The 15,976-nt window shown below is 58.6% G+C and carries 13 protein-coding genes; 7 read left to right on the forward strand and 6 right to left on the reverse strand.

Annotated elements, in window-relative coordinates; genetic code table 11:
* The first annotated feature begins 450 nt into the window (after nt 1-450).
* Nucleotides 451-1,377, forward strand: coding sequence for a LysR family transcriptional regulator (locus HXO69_RS01075; RefSeq protein ID WP_296544779.1), 927 nt, complete (start codon nt 451-453; stop codon nt 1,375-1,377).
* Between the two features lie 200 nt (nt 1,378-1,577).
* On the opposite strand, the gene HXO69_RS01080 is transcribed toward HXO69_RS01075, so the two are convergent.
* From HXO69_RS01080 to HXO69_RS01090, 3 genes are all read right to left on the reverse strand, one after another.
* The gene (locus HXO69_RS01080; protein WP_296544781.1) at nt 1,578-2,396 is read right to left on the reverse strand and encodes a transcriptional initiation protein Tat; all 819 of its coding nucleotides are present in this window, start codon (nt 2,394-2,396) and stop codon (nt 1,578-1,580) included.
* Nucleotides 2,397-2,408: 12 nt separating this feature from the next.
* Nucleotides 2,409-3,785 (reverse strand): 6-pyruvoyl tetrahydrobiopterin synthase, encoded by a 1,377-nt coding sequence (locus HXO69_RS01085; protein ID WP_296544783.1) that lies wholly within the window; start codon nt 3,783-3,785, stop codon nt 2,409-2,411.
* A 252-nt stretch (nt 3,786-4,037) separates the two neighbouring features.
* A complete protein-coding gene (locus HXO69_RS01090) occupies nt 4,038-4,985 on the reverse strand; it encodes a sugar-binding transcriptional regulator (protein ID WP_296544784.1) in 948 nt (315 codons plus the stop codon).
* A 122-nt stretch (nt 4,986-5,107) separates the two neighbouring features.
* Here HXO69_RS01090 and HXO69_RS01095 point away from each other — a divergent pair, with 122 nt between their 5' ends.
* From HXO69_RS01095 to HXO69_RS01110, 4 genes are all read left to right on the forward strand, one after another.
* A complete protein-coding gene (locus HXO69_RS01095) occupies nt 5,108-6,853 on the forward strand; it encodes a glycerol-3-phosphate dehydrogenase/oxidase (protein WP_296544786.1) in 1,746 nt (581 codons plus the stop codon).
* 343 nt (nt 6,854-7,196) lie between these two features.
* The gene (locus HXO69_RS01100; protein WP_296544787.1) at nt 7,197-7,994 is read left to right on the forward strand and encodes an MIP/aquaporin family protein; all 798 of its coding nucleotides are present in this window, start codon (nt 7,197-7,199) and stop codon (nt 7,992-7,994) included.
* A gap of 42 nt (nt 7,995-8,036) precedes the next feature.
* Nucleotides 8,037-9,593, forward strand: a complete 1,557-nt coding sequence (glpK, locus tag HXO69_RS01105) for a glycerol kinase GlpK (protein WP_296544789.1) — start codon at nt 8,037-8,039, stop codon at nt 9,591-9,593.
* Nucleotides 9,594-10,260: 667 nt separating this feature from the next.
* Entirely contained in the window at nt 10,261-10,566 is a 306-nt protein-coding gene (locus HXO69_RS01110) for an N-acyl-D-glutamate deacylase (protein WP_239663434.1), read from the forward strand.
* 92 nt (nt 10,567-10,658) lie between these two features.
* On the opposite strand, the gene HXO69_RS01115 is transcribed toward HXO69_RS01110, so the two are convergent.
* Complete coding sequence (locus tag HXO69_RS01115; RefSeq protein WP_296544792.1) at nt 10,659-11,273, reverse strand: hypothetical protein; 615 nt, start codon at nt 11,271-11,273, stop codon at nt 10,659-10,661.
* A gap of 337 nt (nt 11,274-11,610) precedes the next feature.
* Here HXO69_RS01115 and HXO69_RS01120 point away from each other — a divergent pair, with 337 nt between their 5' ends.
* The gene (locus HXO69_RS01120; protein WP_102034022.1) at nt 11,611-12,222 is read left to right on the forward strand and encodes a methylated-DNA--[protein]-cysteine S-methyltransferase; all 612 of its coding nucleotides are present in this window, start codon (nt 11,611-11,613) and stop codon (nt 12,220-12,222) included.
* Between the two features lie 228 nt (nt 12,223-12,450).
* A complete protein-coding gene (locus tag HXO69_RS01125) occupies nt 12,451-13,239 on the forward strand; it encodes a DNA-3-methyladenine glycosylase I (RefSeq protein WP_296544796.1) in 789 nt (262 codons plus the stop codon).
* 136 nt (nt 13,240-13,375) lie between these two features.
* Here the strand turns inward: HXO69_RS01125 and HXO69_RS01130 are convergent, their stop codons facing one another.
* Both HXO69_RS01130 and HXO69_RS01135 read right to left on the reverse strand, forming a co-directional pair.
* Nucleotides 13,376-13,765, reverse strand: coding sequence for a DUF1304 domain-containing protein (locus HXO69_RS01130; RefSeq protein ID WP_296544798.1), 390 nt, complete (start codon nt 13,763-13,765; stop codon nt 13,376-13,378).
* Nucleotides 13,766-14,012: 247 nt separating this feature from the next.
* The gene (locus HXO69_RS01135) at nt 14,013-15,635 is read right to left on the reverse strand and encodes an L-lactate permease (RefSeq protein WP_296544800.1); all 1,623 of its coding nucleotides are present in this window, start codon (nt 15,633-15,635) and stop codon (nt 14,013-14,015) included.
* Nucleotides 15,636-15,976 lie beyond the last annotated feature (341 nt).

Genomic DNA, 15,976 nt, shown 5'->3' on the forward strand with positions numbered 1-15,976 from the left:
ACCACAAAAGGGTAATAAATACCTCATTAGAAAAACTGAATGTTTTTTCCAAAATCCATTTAGTTTTTCTAAATGATTGTGCGGTGAGGTTTTCACCCCGCGCCCCCTCCGAACCTCCTGTTCGAAGAGACAAGGTGAAGTTTGTAGCGACATCGCTATCCATCTCTCTCAGGCTAGCACTTTCAGAAAGCAAATACCGAACCGATTTCGTAACAATCGAACACTTCAAAACCAGTCCCAAAAGCATCTTCGCCCCTGAGAATCATCACGTTCACGCAAAATACCCGTCACACAAGCCAACACACACATCCGCGGCTCCCGCCGTCTCAAAAAGAGCCGCAACAAAGCCCACGCGGTACCATAGACAAGAGTCCACAATGAGAGACGCCCCACGGCAGAGCTCAGCGGCACAAACTGCAGAACAACCGGGCGCGCCAGGGAGGAAATAACGTGTCAATCTACGACATCCGACGCATGCAAATGCTCCTCGAAATCCAAGAACGCGGCACCGTCATCGCTGCCGCAGAAGCGCTCAGCCTCACCCCCTCCGCCGTCTCCCAGCAGATTGCCACCCTCGAAAAAGAAACCGGCACCCCGCTGTTGCAGCGCATCGGCAGGCGCGTACAGCTCACCAGCGCCGGACTCATCATCGTCGACAGCGCCCGCAGCATCCTGCGCGAACTCGACCGCATGCAAACCTCCGTCGCCAACCTCACCGGCGAACCCGCAGGCATGGTCCGCCTCGCAATCTTCCAGTCCGCGGCCTTCGCATTGCTACCGGAAACCCTCAGCTACCTTGCCGAACACGCACCCTCACTCACGCTGCAAGTACTGCAAATCGACCCCGAAACCGGAACCTCACTCACCCGAAGCCGCGAATACGACATGGTGCTCTCCGAAGCCTACCCGCACCACCACATCCCCGAATACCCCGAACTGCACTCCGAGCTGCTCACCGAAGACCCGCTCAGCCTCATCGTGCCCAGCACCTCCACCATCACCTCGATTGAGGAAGCGCACGCACTGCCCTGGGTTCTCGAAATGGAACAGAACACCTCCCGCAGCTGGGCGCTCAACCAGTGCCGCACCGCAGGATTCGAGCCGGTCATCCGCTATAGCGCCAATGACATGATTACGAACTCCAACCTCGTCAAAGCAGGATTCGCCGTCACCATCGTGCCCGGCTTCATCCTCTCCTCCCTCTCCACCACCGAGGGGCTACGCATCGTGGAGCTGCCCGGCAAGCCCTGCCGCAAAATCTTTACCGCCGTACGCCGAGAGTCCGCCGCCAACCCCGCCATCGCCATGGTGCGTGAAGCACTGCACCACGCGGTCAAGGTAGCATTCGGCGAACACGACAGGACCGAAACCGCATAGGACATCTCAGCCGCCGCCCATGCCGGCACGCTAGAGAACACAAACACTAGAGAACGCAAAGGTCGGGGCCGTTCCCACGAACGACCCCGACCTTTCACCATACCTTTTTGAACAGGCGCCTATATATAGAGGTATAGAATCACACAACAGCGGAGCCGCTCCCCCGCCGCGCCCATCCCTCACAAGGACTAGGCCAACTGCTAGTTCAGTGAAGCAACCACAGCCGGGCTCTGCACCTCGTAGAACGAAGAGGACAAACCGGCTGCCGTCATATCCAGCACAGCGCTCACATGAACCTGCTTCAATGCAGAACCGGCAACACCCGAAGCCACCTGATAATTCAGCTGAACATCCAAGCGGTGACCGCGAGGAATAGCAGTGCGCAACTCCAGAACATTCTCGCTACCGGCACCAGCTTGACCGGTCTGTTCACTACGGCGCACCGCATCAAGATTCAGAGCATCCACAGGAGCCACCAGGGCCGAAGCACCCAGGTTACCCGAAGGCAGCACCGCCTGACCCGAGGCAACACGAAGAGTCACCGCAGGATTCAACAACAAACCAGTCTTCGGGTCCTGCGCGCGAGCACGCACCATCAGGCGAGTACCCACCGGCAGCGTCGAATTGCCCTCATTAATAATGCTCAGGCGAGTCGGCAGATTCCGGAAAGCAACAGTACGCGCCGGCTGACTCTGCAAAGACACAGCCTGCACACCAGAGACCGCCTTCAACTCCAGGCGGATGCACGACTCGTTATAACGCATCGGAACCTGCACCAGCGCAGAACTCGCCGCGCCGCCGTTCTGTCCACCACTGTGCTGTCCACCACCGTGCTGACCGCGCTGTCCACCACGCTGTCCGCCAGGACGCTGGGTCACCGGGGTCACGCGAGCGCGCTTACCGCCCGAACGAGTTGCCGCCTCCGCAGCGCTCACGCCGCCAGCCACCAGGGCAGCCGAAGCCCCAGCAACCTTCAACGCGGTACGGCGAGAAGCATTCATCAGATTATTCTTAGTCATTTTCTACTCCCCTTATGCCTTCGCGATACGGTACACGCCGCTAATCGTGCCCTGCCACCAGGTGCCGTAACGGTCAATCGTGCCCACCATCTGCAGGGTGTCACCACCGCCAAGTAGCAGGCTCACGTGCTGAGGCAGACGCTGCTCGTGCATCGTCTTACCGGTTTCCATATCAATCGCAACAGCCCAGGCGTAGGCACCATTCGCCAAACCAGCCGGACCGCGGCGACGCTCACAGGTGTAAATCAGCCCGTCAGCGGTGGAATAGCGCGGAACGGCCGAAGAGTACACGTCCTTACGGTCCCAAATCTTACGCAGACCACGGTTGGTAATATCCCAACGCTCCATACCGGGGGCAAAAAGCGCGTTCGCGGGAACCGACGGGCCGGCACCCTCAGGGTACTTCGGGTAGGGATAGCCGTAGGTGCTTGCACCCACCATCGTGTTACCCACACCAATCATGGAGTTCTCGGTGCCAGAGGTGCCAGCGTTAAACAAGCCAGCGCTACCGACCTTCGCACCGTTATCGGTGCGGTACACAATGACCGACTCCTGAACATCAGAGTTATCGGTCAGCATCACGTAATCGGAGCCGTTCGGGCCAAAGAACGTCGGGGAAGCACCGGAACCCCACGCGAGCTTACCCGGCTTACGGGCGCTACCGCGGTCATAGGCATGCCACCACTTAAGGGTGGGCGCACCTGTTGCGGTAGCGTTCAGCATATAAATAGCGTGGGAAGTCACCACGCTCACGCCCTGCGGGCACGCCGAAATCGAGTTATCGATACGCTCACCAGCAATCGACGCCTTATTCAGGCGCATCGAGCGAATCGTGCCGCGGGCAGAGTCAATCACCGCAATGTAGCCGTTCTTCGTCGCAACCCAAATGCGACCGGACCAGTCGGGCACCAGACCAACCACAGCGTCGTTGGCGCTCTGGGCGAGCATGCGGCTCAGGTCAATACGCTCATCAACCCGGATGCTGCGTCCGTCAGCAGAATGGGAGAGGCGCAGCAGACACTGGGAGCCATCCACCAGAACCATACGGTCCTGCGCGTCAAGGTAAGCGTACACGCCACCGAGCAGTGCGCCCTTCGGAATGTCCAGGTACGAAAGTTCACGGCCGGTATGCGGATCAAGGATGGAAAGCTTCGGGGTAATGAACTCGCCGTGGGCGAAGACCTGGGTACAGAGCACCTGAATGAAGCCGTCGCGTCCGGCGAGAATCGTCGGGCAAGCGCCGCCGAGCTTCGTACCGGTAATCTTCCAGTTACCGGCGCCGGGGCCGGCAAGAGGAGTAGCATCAGAGGACTGGGCATCACCGTGCATGGTGGTAATGCCGGGTGCGCCCAGGTGGGGATTCACCTGGGCGTTATAGGTGGGGGTCATGGTTGGTTCTTTCTAACGGTGAGTGGCGCACACCTTCAATGGAGTGCACAAATATGCGCTTTCACGTGCGCAAACGTTTCACATTGTAGGGTCAGAAAGCAGTTTTTGACGACACTAAAGGGCACCTTGAAACATTGTTCAGGCGACGCTTGAGAGCTTCACCAGGAAAACTCTCAGCACTACCCTTTCAGATTCAAGGTGCCCCTTTAACCCATCACCACAGGCTCTCGCACTCGTGGCGATAATTTATAGCTATTTCTCCATGAGCGCCTTCGCCAGCGCATCATCAAGAACCAAGTCAGTAATCGCACCGGTACGCAACGCACCGCGCAGAGCACGCACACGGTGAGTGCCGGAGGCAACACAAATACGGCGCGGAATACGAGCCAGCTCCTTCGGAGTCGGACCGGACGCACGCTTATTCAACTCAAGATCAGCCCAGGAACCATCCTCACGCAGAAGAATCGTACACATATCCCCCACAACACCCAGCTCACGCAACTGACGCTGCTCCTGCACCTCAAAATAGCCACCCGAATACACGTGAGAAGGAATAGGTCCACCAAAAGCACCCACACCAAAAATAGCGAGGTCAACATTGCGCTGGGCATGCAGGTTCTTCTGAACGCTACGCTCACGCCACATGGCGGTCTTCGTGTCCGCGTAGTCAAAGAACGCAGGAACCGGGAAGTGAATCGCCTGCGCATCATAGGCATTCACCAACTGCCCCAGCAAGGAGCCCAGGTACGGAATACCCGAATGGTGCGCGTTACCGGCACCATTCATCTGCACCACAGTCACGCCCTTCAGTGGGCGGCGCGGCAGATGACGAGAAATCTCAGTCATGGTTGAACCCCACGCCACACCCAGGCTCGTTCCATTATCAATCAGGGAATCAAGTAGAGCCGCCGCAGTACGGGACACCTGGCTCATGCGGGCGATGGGGGTGGCGTCCGAACGGACATTCACGAGAGTAACGCGCACTTTATAGCGCTCGCCGATGCGGCGCTCAAGCTCGCTGCGGGCACGGAAGGAATCATCTAGACGGATCTGCACCATGCCGCTCTCACGAGCACTTTTAAGCAGACGCGACACAGTGGCTCGAGAAACCCCCAGACGAGCCGCGATAGCGTCCATCGTCATGTTGTGGATGTAGTACAGCTGCGCCGCCTCATAAGTGTGGTTAGCGCGTTCGTTCATCGACCCCAGACCCCCAGTGAAAATCCGTTCAAGCTACTTGGTTATTATTTCACCATTGTGTTTTACTATTTGCAAGATGAAACCCCACGCCGCGCACGCGGCACGACAAGAAAGAGCACTACATGAGCTCCCAGCACATTGCACAGCAGTCCCAGCTGACCGCTGAGTCCCGCGCCAAGGCACTCAAGAGCATGGTCAACGAAGAACTCGACATCCTGGTCGTCGGCGGCGGCATTACCGGTGCAGGTATTGCCCTCGACGCAGCAACCCGCGGTCTGCGCACCGGTATCGTCGAAGCAGGTGACTGGGCTGCAGGCACCAGTGCATGGTCCTCCAAGCTCGTTCACGGCGGCCTACGCTACCTCTACAACCTCGACTTCAAGCTCGTGACCGAAGCTCTCACCGAGCGCGGCCTGCTGCTGAACAAGATTGCACCCCACCTCGTGCACGCACAGCCCTTCCTGTGGCCCCTGAAGATGCCCGTCATCGAGCGCGCATACTCCGCAATCGGCATCGGCATGTACGACACCCTGGCATTCCTCGGCTCCCGCGGCAACAAGGGCGTCCCCTCCCAGCGTCACTTCACCAAGGCCGGCACCAAGACCGTCTTCCCCGACATCAAGGACTCCGCATTCAGCGGCGCAATCCAGTTCTACGACGCACGCGTTGACGACGCACGCCTCGTCATCGACGTCGTCCGCACCGCAGCAGGCTACGGCGCACTGGCTGCATCCCGCACCCAGGTTGTCGGCTTCACCAAGGACGCATCCGGCCGCGTCATCGGCGCAGAGCTGGCAGACCTGGAGACCGGCGAGCGCCTGAACGTGCGCGCAAAGCACGTCATCAACGCAACCGGCGTGTGGACCGAAGAGTCCGAGTCCCTCGCTAACCCCGAAGGTGGCCTGGAGGTTCTGGCATCCAAGGGTATTCACATCGTGGTTCCCCGCGACCGCATCAACGCAACCAGCGGTATCTTCACCAAGACTGAGAAGTCCGTTCTCTTCATCATCCCCTGGCAGCGTTACTGGATCATCGGCACCACCGACACCCCCTACTCCGAGGACCGCGAGCGCCCCGTCGCAACCAGCAAGGACATCGACTACGTCCTGATGCAGGCCAACAAGCTGATCGCTAACCCGCTGACCCGCGAGGACATCATCGGCACCTACACCGGTCTGCGCCCGCTGCTGCAGCCCAAGGTCAAGGACGGCGCAGCATCCACCAAGGTTTCCCGCGAGCACACCGTGACCGAGGTTGCACCCGGCATGAGCGCAATCGCAGGCGGCAAGCTCACCACCTACCGTGTGATGGCAGCCGACGCTGTCGACTTCGCACTGGGCGAGCAGGCTAAGCAGAGCCCCTCCGTGACCGCAAACATCGGCCTGGTCGGCGCAGACGGCTACCACGCAATCGCTGCTAACCGTGCACGCTACGCCGAGCGTTACGGCTGGGATGAGGACCGTATCACCCACCTGCTCGAGCGTTACGGCGCGCAGATTGAGGACCTCGGCGCTCTCATCGACGCTGACCCCTCCCTCGGTGCTCCCCTGGCTAAGGCACCCCAGTTCCTGCGTGCAGATGTCGTCTTCGCTGTCCGCTACGAAGGTGCCCTGCACCTGGAGGATGTACTGGTCCGCCGCGTACGCCTCGACCTCGAGCAGCGCGACCGCGGCCTGGCAGCAGCAGACGAGATCCTCGACATCATGCGTGCCGAGCTCGGCTGGGACGATAAGAAGGTCAAGGAGGAACTCGACCTCTACGCAGCACGCGTTGCAGCAATGCGCGAGGCAGAGTCCACCTCCACCGACGCTGAGGCATCGGCAAAGATTGAGGCTGTCACCCCCGTGGCACCTCGTGTGAAGCTCTAATCTTTAGAGATTCCACGCACCTTTCGTATCCGTTTATTCAGCACGAACCAACCGCTCACCCCTCATCTGTCATGAGTTATCTCACATTTTGGTGAGGGGTGGACGGACGGTTAAATAACCGTTTACGATATTCCCCTAGCTAAGAAGCAGCGAGTTAAATACGGGGTTAGCCCACTGGTACGATCTGCTTCTCAATCAGACATTCAACCAACAATTTTCGTAGCAACCGCTACACATTTCAGCACAGCGTTGTGCCCCGATCCGCCCGTGCGGTGAGGACGCACGGGAATGCGCGAGCAAAGGTTCGCTTGCCTTCCAGACGCTTCGTCTTCAAGGAGCATCAATGTCTCTTCTTGTTTCCGCAGGAACTGTACTTGCAGCCGGCTCTTCCGCTCTCGTGGATGCATCCGGTGCCCCCACCACTCTTGGTTTTGTACTTTCCGAGTTCTTCGGTACCTTCATCATGATTCTGCTCGGTGCCGGCGTATGCGCCGCAGTGACCCTCAAGAAGTCCTACGCTAAGGACGCAGGCTGGGGTGTTATCACCTTCGGTTGGGGTCTGGCAGTGTTCACCGCCGTGTACTTCTCCTTCCATTCCGGTGCGCACATGAACCCCGCTGTGACCGTTGGCCTGGCAACCGCAGGCAAGGACCTGGCAACCGGCGTTCCCGCAACCCCCGGCAACATTGCCCTGTACATCGTCGCTCAGATGCTCGGCGCAATGGCCGGCGCAACCGGAGCGTACCTCACCTACAAGAAGCACTTCGATGAGGACCCGGGCGACCGCCTCGGCATCTTCTCCACCGGCCCCGCCATCAAGTCCTACGGCTGGAACTTGCTCACCGAGATTATCGGCACCTTCGTCCTGATTGGCTGGATCATCGCATCCGGTAAGACCCCCAGCGAGCTCGGCCCCCTGGCTGTTGCCCTGGTCGTTGTATCCATCAGTATGAACCTCGGTGGCGCAACCGGTTCCGCTATCAACCCCGCACGTGACCTCGGCCCCCGTATCGCCTACACCTTCCTGCCCATCCCCGGTAAGACCGGCTCCAACTGGTCTTACGCATGGGTTCCGGTTGTTGGCCCAATCATCGGCGCTATCCTCGCAGGCCTGATCGTTCCGGCAGTTCTGCCCCTCTAAACCTCTCTAATACCCCCGTTCTTTTGTTCTAAGGAAAAATCAATGACGACTTCTCTGCACTCCGCAACCCTCAACGTCGAACGCAAGTACATCCTCTCCATCGACCAGGGCACCACCAGCTCCCGCGCGATCCTGTTCAACAAGGCGGGCGAGAACGTGGCTCAGGGCCAGCTCGAGCACGAGCAGATCTTCCCCAAGGCCGGCTGGGTCGAGCACAACGCAACCGAGATTTGGCAGAACGTCCGTAAGGTCGTAGCAATGGCTATGGCAAACGGCGAAGTCAACCACCACGAAATCGCTGCAGTCGGCATCACCAACCAGCGTGAAACCACCGTCGTGTGGGACAAGAACACCGGCGAGCCCGTCTACAACGCAATCGTCTGGCAGGACACCCGCACCCAGGAAATCGTTGAAGAACTCGCAGGCGAAGAGGGCGTTGGTAAGTACCACGACATCGTTGGCCTGAACCTCTCCACCTACTTCTCCGGTCCCAAGATCAAGTGGATCCTGGACAACGTTGAAGGCGCACGCGAGCGCGCAGAGCGCGGCGACCTGCTCTTCGGCAACACCGACACCTGGCTGGTCTGGAACCTGACCGGTGGTGTTGACGGCGGCGTTCACGTCACCGACGTAACCAACGCATCCCGTACCCTGCTGATGGACATCCGCACCCTCGAATGGGATCCGCAGATTGCTGCAGACATGGGCATCCCCATGAGCATGCTGCCCGAAATCAAGTCCTCCTCCGAGGTGTACGGCTTCGGCCGCGCGACCGGTCTACTCAGAGGCACCCCCATCGCGGGTATCCTGGGCGACCAGCAGGCTGCAACCTTCGGTCAGGCTTGCTTCGAGAAGGGCATGGCGAAGAACACCTACGGTACCGGTAACTTCATGCTCATGAACACCGGCAACGAGCCCGTCTTCTCCAACAACGGTCTGCTGACCACCGTCGCATACAAGATTGGCGATGCAGCACCCGTCTACGCTCTGGAAGGCTCGGTCGCAATGAGCGGCTCCCTGATCCAGTGGCTGCGCGACAACCTGCGCATGATTGAGCACGCTGCAGAGTCTGAGGAACTGGCTACCTCCGTCAAGGACTCCGGCGGCTGCTACGTTGTTCCCGCATTCTCCGGCCTGTTCGCACCTCACTGGCGTTCCGACGCTCGCGGCGTGATCGTTGGTCTGACCCGCTACGTGAACCGCGCACACATTGTGCGTGCGGCACTGGAAGCAACTGCATTCCAGACCCGCGAGGTTCTCGACGCAATGAACGCTGACTCCGGTGTTGAGCTCTCCGAACTGCGCGTGGACGGCGGCATGACCGCTAACGAGTTCCTCATGCAGTTCCAGGCTGACATCCTCGGCGTTCCCGTGATCCGCCCGAAGGTTGTTGAGACCACCGCTCTGGGCGCAGCATACGCTGCAGGTATCGCTGTTGGTTTCTGGAGCGGCAAGCAGGACGTTGTGGACAACTGGGCTGAGGACAAGCGCTGGCTGCCCTCCATGGAGCCCGCAGAGGTTGACCGCCAGTACCGCCTGTGGAAGAAGGCTGTCTCCCGCACCCTCGAGTGGGTTGACGAGGACGTTCCGACCGCCTAATCGCAGCACCCGTTGCCTGACGGCACGGCCCGCGTACTAGCGAAGCCCCGGTTGCTTCTCCCCCGCTATGGGGTTGAAGCAGCCGGGGCTTTTCGCTGTTTTATGACGCTCAATTCAGCGTTTATTGCGGCGTAATTTCTACAAAAATTAGTGCTGGGGTACCGTTGGTTTTTGTAAATTTGGTATCTTCCGCCGGTCACCTGGCGCGGTGTTGTTCGTGAGGTGTCAGTACCGCACAGGACGCGTACGCGACATATTCATGCGCTGTCCTGATAGGAGTCGACGGTTCGCGCTGATACTTTATTTACGCTCCCGTCCGCCGTGGTGCTTCATGTACCGCGGCGGACGGACTTTTATCTCTTGTTACTGGGTTCTCTGCATTAACGATGAGTGGGGTTCGCTTTTCATATTGCAGATCTCGCTGTAAAAATCACTGGTTTTACGCCCCTTGTTGAGATACCCGTTCACTTGTTGTGTGGGGTTGGTCTAACAGCGTTTGTTTGCCTTTGATGTCCACTTCAAGCGCCGTATCATAGGTATATAGGCTTCTTGATTCTATTCTGGTCGCCGAAGATGGCGGTTGGTTACGTATCTGGCACCTTCCGGTGCTCATGAGAACGGAGAGAGGCTCCGTTGGAAGGAGGGAGCGGGTTTCCCCGCACCGATTATGGTTGATGTCCGTCGCCGTAAGCTTGCAATTATTGCTATGAACGTTTCGGTTCTTGCAGCTGCTCTCTCCTGGTTGTTGGTGCTCTTCTCTGCCCTGTACTCTGCCACCGCTGTGCCGTGGGCTCTGGGTGTTGCTATCGTGCTGACTGTGATTGGTGCCTACGCGCTGTACCGCTACTACTCCAAGTACTCGCATGTGCTCCCGAACGAGGACCCGGATGCGCACGATGTGCTTGGCCACGACCTGCACTCGACTCACCTGCCGCATCTGCACCACACGGAGCGTACTTCTGATGGAGCGTAATTCTGACATGGCAGCCGCTAAGTAGCGAGCTCTTCATCCCCTAGACAGCGAATGTGCCGCCTCACCAATACCGGTGAGGCGGCACATTTACTTTAAGATTGCGGTTCAGAGTCCGGTACTGCAACCATGTCTGAACGGTTTGAGTCAGTACTTTGACGCGTTTCAGCTTCGGCTCTGGCTAGTTCTAGTCTTTTGTTCTTTTCGACGATTAGAGCGTTATATTTCCAGCCGGGGATTCGTTCAACAAGCCACCCAACCCAGAGAAGCGCAGCGGTAATGAGAGCGACAGGAATCAGAAAAATGAGGGCTCTCGGGTCGCGGGTGTGGTCTGAGCCAAGCACGGTGAGTTCCCATAGCAGAAGGACTGGTGCCGCCATGGAAGGCATCACTATAAAAAGGATGAGGGCATAGTAAATGCCCATCTTGCTACCGGGTTTACCTCTATTTATACGAGCCTGGGTAACGGCTCTCTCCAGGCGTTTGTATTCCTGCAAGGTTTTGCCGTCTAGAAGCGAAGCGTTAGGGATCTTGGCCATGACGTACCGTACGGCTTCTAAATCTGAGGGCGAGCAAATAAAGATATGTCCCTGGGACGTAACGGTATATTCTTTCGCGATGTCGAGGCACGCCTGCACGTAACGGTTATTGAGTTCTCGACTCTCCGGGTTTTCCTTGAGTTGTCGGCGGATGTCTTTCAGCTCTTCCATGTTTCTCCTTGCAATTTCAGTCGTCGTTGAACCCATCGTTGAGGCACGAGAAACACAGGCCATCCCCTACCCGCTGCGGGGTGGAGAAGCCGGAGTATTGAATTGCGGTGTATCGGTGTGTACTTCACAGAATGCCAGCTCTTCAGGTTCAGGCAAAATTGACGGGGCATCCTGAGATGCTTCAACGGCGGTGCATACATCTCATATATAACGGCCAGTTATAGACAAAACCCGCTACGGGTACGGTACGGAGGCACCCCTCCCCTATGATGGTTGAAAGGGGTATTTACCCCTACCATCATCTGCAGTACACGCCCACGAGCCTACGAGGAAGAGCATGACCAAAGCGACCGATTCGCCGCAGCCGCCGGAAGCACTCGCGCGCTGGTACACTCGCTATTCGAGCCCCGTCGGCGTGCTCTACCTTGCCGCCCGTACGGATGCGATTGTGGGCATCTGGTACGAGGATCAGGCGCACTTCCCGCTCCCCCATGAGCTTGGTGGACTGATTGAAAACCCCGGTGACTATCTGCGGGGGCACAACGTTGCAGAAGGTGAAGAGCCAGCCGGTGAGTATGCGGCAGCGCAGTTGCTGTCCCGTGCCGAGGCGGAGCTCTCCGAGTATTTTGAGCGCAAGCGCACTTCTTTTACGTTGCCCCTAGACCCTGAGGGCACCGATTTTCAGCTGATTGTGTGGGAGCACCTGAAGACTGTTCCTGCCGGGTACACCACCACGTACGGCGAGATTTCGCGTGCGGTTGGCCCCGGCGCTCCGGCGCAGGCTGTGGGGCAGGCGGTCGGCCGCAATAAGGTTTCTATTATGATTCCGTGTCACCGCGTTATTGGTGCTGATGGTAGTTTGACTGGCTACGCTGGCGGTGTTGAGCGTAAGCAGTTCCTCCTGGATCTGGAGGAGCCGGAAGAGGTGCGGGAGGCGCGGCTCTTCTAGCTAGGTCACCCGGCGGTGTCACTCGGCGGTGTTTGAGACTTATCAGAGGGCGGAGCATGCATCGGATGCGGGCTCTGCCCTTTGTCGTACCTATTTTCGGTTTCGTTGCTCTGCACCACGACATATAATCGAATATACTTGCGATTTACTCACGCTAGGGCTACTGTTTAAGTAGAACATGCTTCCGAAATATTCGGATGAGCTCAGCACTCTCAGAGAGGAGAAACCGTGACCTCACAGCCTACTATTCCCGCCAACCCCCTCGAAAACCCCCTGAGTTACCCCACGTGGGTGACCGATGAGCTTCTGCGCGACTACTACGACACCGAATGGGGTATGCCCGTCACCGATGAGCGGGGACTCTTCGAAGCCCTGAGCCTCGAGGCTTTTCAGGTGGGCCTCTCCTGGCGCACGATTCTTGCCCGCCGTGAGGCATTTCGTCGCGCTTTCGAGGGGTTCGATCCCGAACGTGTAGCTGCGTTCACTGATCAGGATGTTGCGCGGCTCCTCCAGGACGAAGAGATTATCCGTAACGAGCGGAAGATTCGCGCGGTCATCTCCAATGCACAACTGACCCTTCGGATGCGTGAGCTTGCCGCCACGCCGTATGACGCATCCGCGGAGGATATTAATCTTCCCCTCATTGCTCCGGCATCCATCTCAGCTAAGGCAGACAGTACCGAGGCGACAGCCGCACGCCGCCGTCGAGTTCGTACGCTAAGCGATGAAGACCTGGACCGGATGCGCGAGCGCACCCTGCCTGACGGCACACGTGTACCGGGCGGGCTGCCGGCGTGGCTGTGGTCCTTCGCGCCACACGAGACTATCGCGCCGCATACCCTGGAGGATATCCCGACAGATACACCCGAGTCCGCGCTTCTTGCCAAATCTTTTAAAGCTCTAGGAGGTGTGTTCTTGGGTCCGGTGACCGCCTATGCGCTTATGTGCGCGGTCGGTATGGTCAACGCGCACCTGGTGGACTCGCATCGGCGAGGCTGTTCGGGGCTCTTTACCTAAGCCCCCTCGCCCTAAGCTCCCCACGCTTGGCGTGCTTGCGTGCAAGGGCGCAGAAAAGCCGCGCGCCACTTCGTAGAAGTAAGCACGCGGCTTCTATACGTTGAGAGGTTCCGCTCTGAATTAGATCGCCACAGGGTTAGATCATCACGAAGAGGAAAATCAGCGCCAGCAGCGGCGGGGTCAGCTGAATCAGTGCCGGCTTGCGCTTATCCGGGGAGGTGAGGAACAGGTAGACACCGGCAATCGCCATGGAGCCCAGGCCTGCGAACATGAGCGCCACGCCCACCTGCGGGGAGCCGAACCAGAAGGCAAGTAGACCGGTTGCTGCAATCCAGGCGAGCATCAGGTTGTACAGGCCCTGGTTTGCCGCCATTTCCTTGGTGGACTCGGCAAATTCTTCGGTCATTCCGAAGGTCTCGCGGCCCTTGGGCTTAGTCCACAGGAATGATTCAATAATCCAGATGTACACGTGAATAGCGATTGCTACGAAGGCAAAGACGGTAGTAATCGTTGCGAGCGTCTGCATTGTTTTTTCCTTAAGCAGTAGGTGTTCTATTAGGCACCTGCCCGTTCTTTCTTCTGGAGCACAATCTGTGGTGATGTGCAGAATCATGCAGGAGCAAGCACAAGAAGTAATTCTACGCCTCTTCCCGGCTTGTTGGAACTTCCCTGAATATGCACAGAACCCCTCGATTCGTCTCCTGCAGAGAAAACTGCAGGGTTCTTATCGAGGGGTTTCGTATGCTGGGTTACACCGAATCCGTTATCGGCCTTTAGCCCATCATGAGCGACAGAGCGAAGGACCAGACGCAGACCAGGCCCAGCAGAATAGCGCTGTACTTAATGGACATGGAGGTAATCTTCGATTCCTCACCGGCGCTATTTACTGCCGCCGCCGCAATCGCAATGGACTGCGGAGAGACGATCTTACCCATCACGCCACCTGCGGTGTTTGCGGCAACGAGCAGGGTCGGGTCAACAGCAATCTGAGCTGCGGTGGTGGACTGCAGACCCGCGAAGAGCACGTTAGCGTTCGTCACGGAGCCGGTCACGAACACACCAATCCAACCGATGATCGGGGACAGCAGCGGGAAGACCGGACCCGCTGCCGCGAGCGCCAGAGCAATGGAAGTGGTCATACCGGCGTGGTTCATCACGTTTGCGACGGACATGACCAGACAGATCATGAGGATCGGCATCTTCAGCTGGTTCCAGGTGCCGCCGAGCTCTTCAAAGGCTTCACCCCAGCTAATCTTCGAGGTCAGCACGGTAATGAGTGCCGCCACCAGAATTGCGGTGCCGGATGCGCCCAGGGTGTTCCATGAGAACATTGCGGTCACGGTCTTACCTGCACCGGTGACGATTGCCTCGTGGATGCCGGGGATGGGGAACGCCAGGGTTGCGGCGCCCAGCGGACCAGTGGTTGCGAACACGGGCTTGAGCGCGGTGGACCAGAGCAGGATGGTTGCGGAGAGGAAGATGAAGGGGCTCCACGCCTTAACAATCTCAGCGCCGGTGTGCTTGACGCTCTGCTGTGCCTGAACTTCTTCGAGGCTGGGAGCGGTGGGTTCGCGGTAGATGTGCTTGGGCTGCCACTTCTGCATCACGAGCGCCAGTGCTACCAGGGACAGCAGCGGCGGGATGATGTCGACCAGTTCGGGCGAGCCGAGCAGTATCAGGATAGCTGCCTGACCGCCGGAGAAGATCACGCCGGTCATGAGCGCTACGAGACCGACTTCGCGGATGCCGCGCATACCGTCCTGGATTGCGACCATCAGCAGCGGCACGAAGGCGACGAAGATCTGCAGTACCGGAACCATGCCTGCGGACAGGTGCGCGGTGTCCAGGCCGCCGACCTTAGCTGCGGTGGTCACGGGAATGCCGATAGCGCCGTATGCGCCGGATGCGGCGTTAGCTACCAGCGCCAGCATGGATGCCTTGAGGGGGTTGAAACCCAGGGATACCAGCAGCGCCGCGGAGATAGCGATCGGGATGCCGAAGCCTGCCGCGCCTTCGATGAAGCCACCGAAGCAGAAGGCAATCAGCAGCACCTGGATGCGCTGATCGTTCGAGATGGAGGAGACAGATGCCCGCACAATGTCGAAGTTACCGGCGCGCACGGCGATGCGGTAGAGCCACACCGCCATGAGTACGATCCAGCCGATGGGCCATGCGCCCGAGAGGAAGCCGGAGAGGATAGAACCGGCACCTGCGGTGATGGGCAGGCCGAAGATGGCACAGCCGATGATGAGGGTGGTGCCGAGGGTCAGCAGCGCTGATTTGAGGCCGCTGAGTTTCAGGACGGTCAGGCCCAGCAGGAAGAGAATGATGGGCACTGCGGCAACCAGTGCGGAGAGCACCGGTGCGTTTAGCGGGTCGTAGGTTTGCTGCCACATTGGGGCGGGTGTTCCTTTCGGTCTGTGTGTATTAGCGGTCGCTTCTTCCGGTACGGCGCCTGCGCTGTATGGAAGCATTAGGCCGCATAAAAACCGATGGCCCCGGTCCTTGCGTCGTGGATGGGTCCATCGGTGAAGCGTGATGGTCTTGAGCTGCCGGGCGTTTGGTTGTATGACGTGGCGATATGCCGAGGCCATATACCGGGGCCATATACCGGGGCGCGGCGGCGGTGAGCGGAACCTTTCCCTCTCACTAGGTGCTCTTGACTTTATCTGTCTAAGCTAACAGGTCTTCCTCGAGACTTCAGGATAGGGTGACCTTAAGTGTGCACAAATGAAAC

This window comes from Rothia sp. (in: high G+C Gram-positive bacteria), assembly GCF_015265375.1.
GTDB lineage: Bacteria > Actinomycetota > Actinomycetes > Actinomycetales > Micrococcaceae > Rothia.

Bases quoted from the DNA above. Each gene is read 5' to 3' on its own strand.
- HXO69_RS01120 (WP_102034022.1), top strand. From the start codon at position 11,611: ATGACCAAAGCGACCGATTCGCCGCAGCCGCCGGAAGCACTCGCGCGC.
- HXO69_RS01135 (WP_296544800.1), bottom strand. From the start codon at position 15,635: ATGTGGCAGCAAACCTACGACCCGCTAAACGCACCGGTGCTCTCCGCA.
- HXO69_RS01095 (WP_296544786.1), top strand. From the start codon at position 5,108: ATGAGCTCCCAGCACATTGCACAGCAGTCCCAGCTGACCGCTGAGTCC.
- HXO69_RS01115 (WP_296544792.1), bottom strand. From the start codon at position 11,273: ATGGAAGAGCTGAAAGACATCCGCCGACAACTCAAGGAAAACCCGGAG.
- HXO69_RS01110 (WP_239663434.1), top strand. From the start codon at position 10,261: ATGGTTGATGTCCGTCGCCGTAAGCTTGCAATTATTGCTATGAACGTT.
- HXO69_RS01085 (WP_296544783.1), bottom strand. From the start codon at position 3,785: ATGACCCCCACCTATAACGCCCAGGTGAATCCCCACCTGGGCGCACCC.
- glpK (WP_296544789.1), top strand. From the start codon at position 8,037: ATGACGACTTCTCTGCACTCCGCAACCCTCAACGTCGAACGCAAGTAC.
- HXO69_RS01130 (WP_296544798.1), bottom strand. From the start codon at position 13,765: ATGCAGACGCTCGCAACGATTACTACCGTCTTTGCCTTCGTAGCAATC.
- HXO69_RS01100 (WP_296544787.1), top strand. From the start codon at position 7,197: ATGTCTCTTCTTGTTTCCGCAGGAACTGTACTTGCAGCCGGCTCTTCC.
- HXO69_RS01080 (WP_296544781.1), bottom strand. From the start codon at position 2,396: ATGACTAAGAATAATCTGATGAATGCTTCTCGCCGTACCGCGTTGAAG.
- HXO69_RS01090 (WP_296544784.1), bottom strand. From the start codon at position 4,985: ATGAACGAACGCGCTAACCACACTTATGAGGCGGCGCAGCTGTACTAC.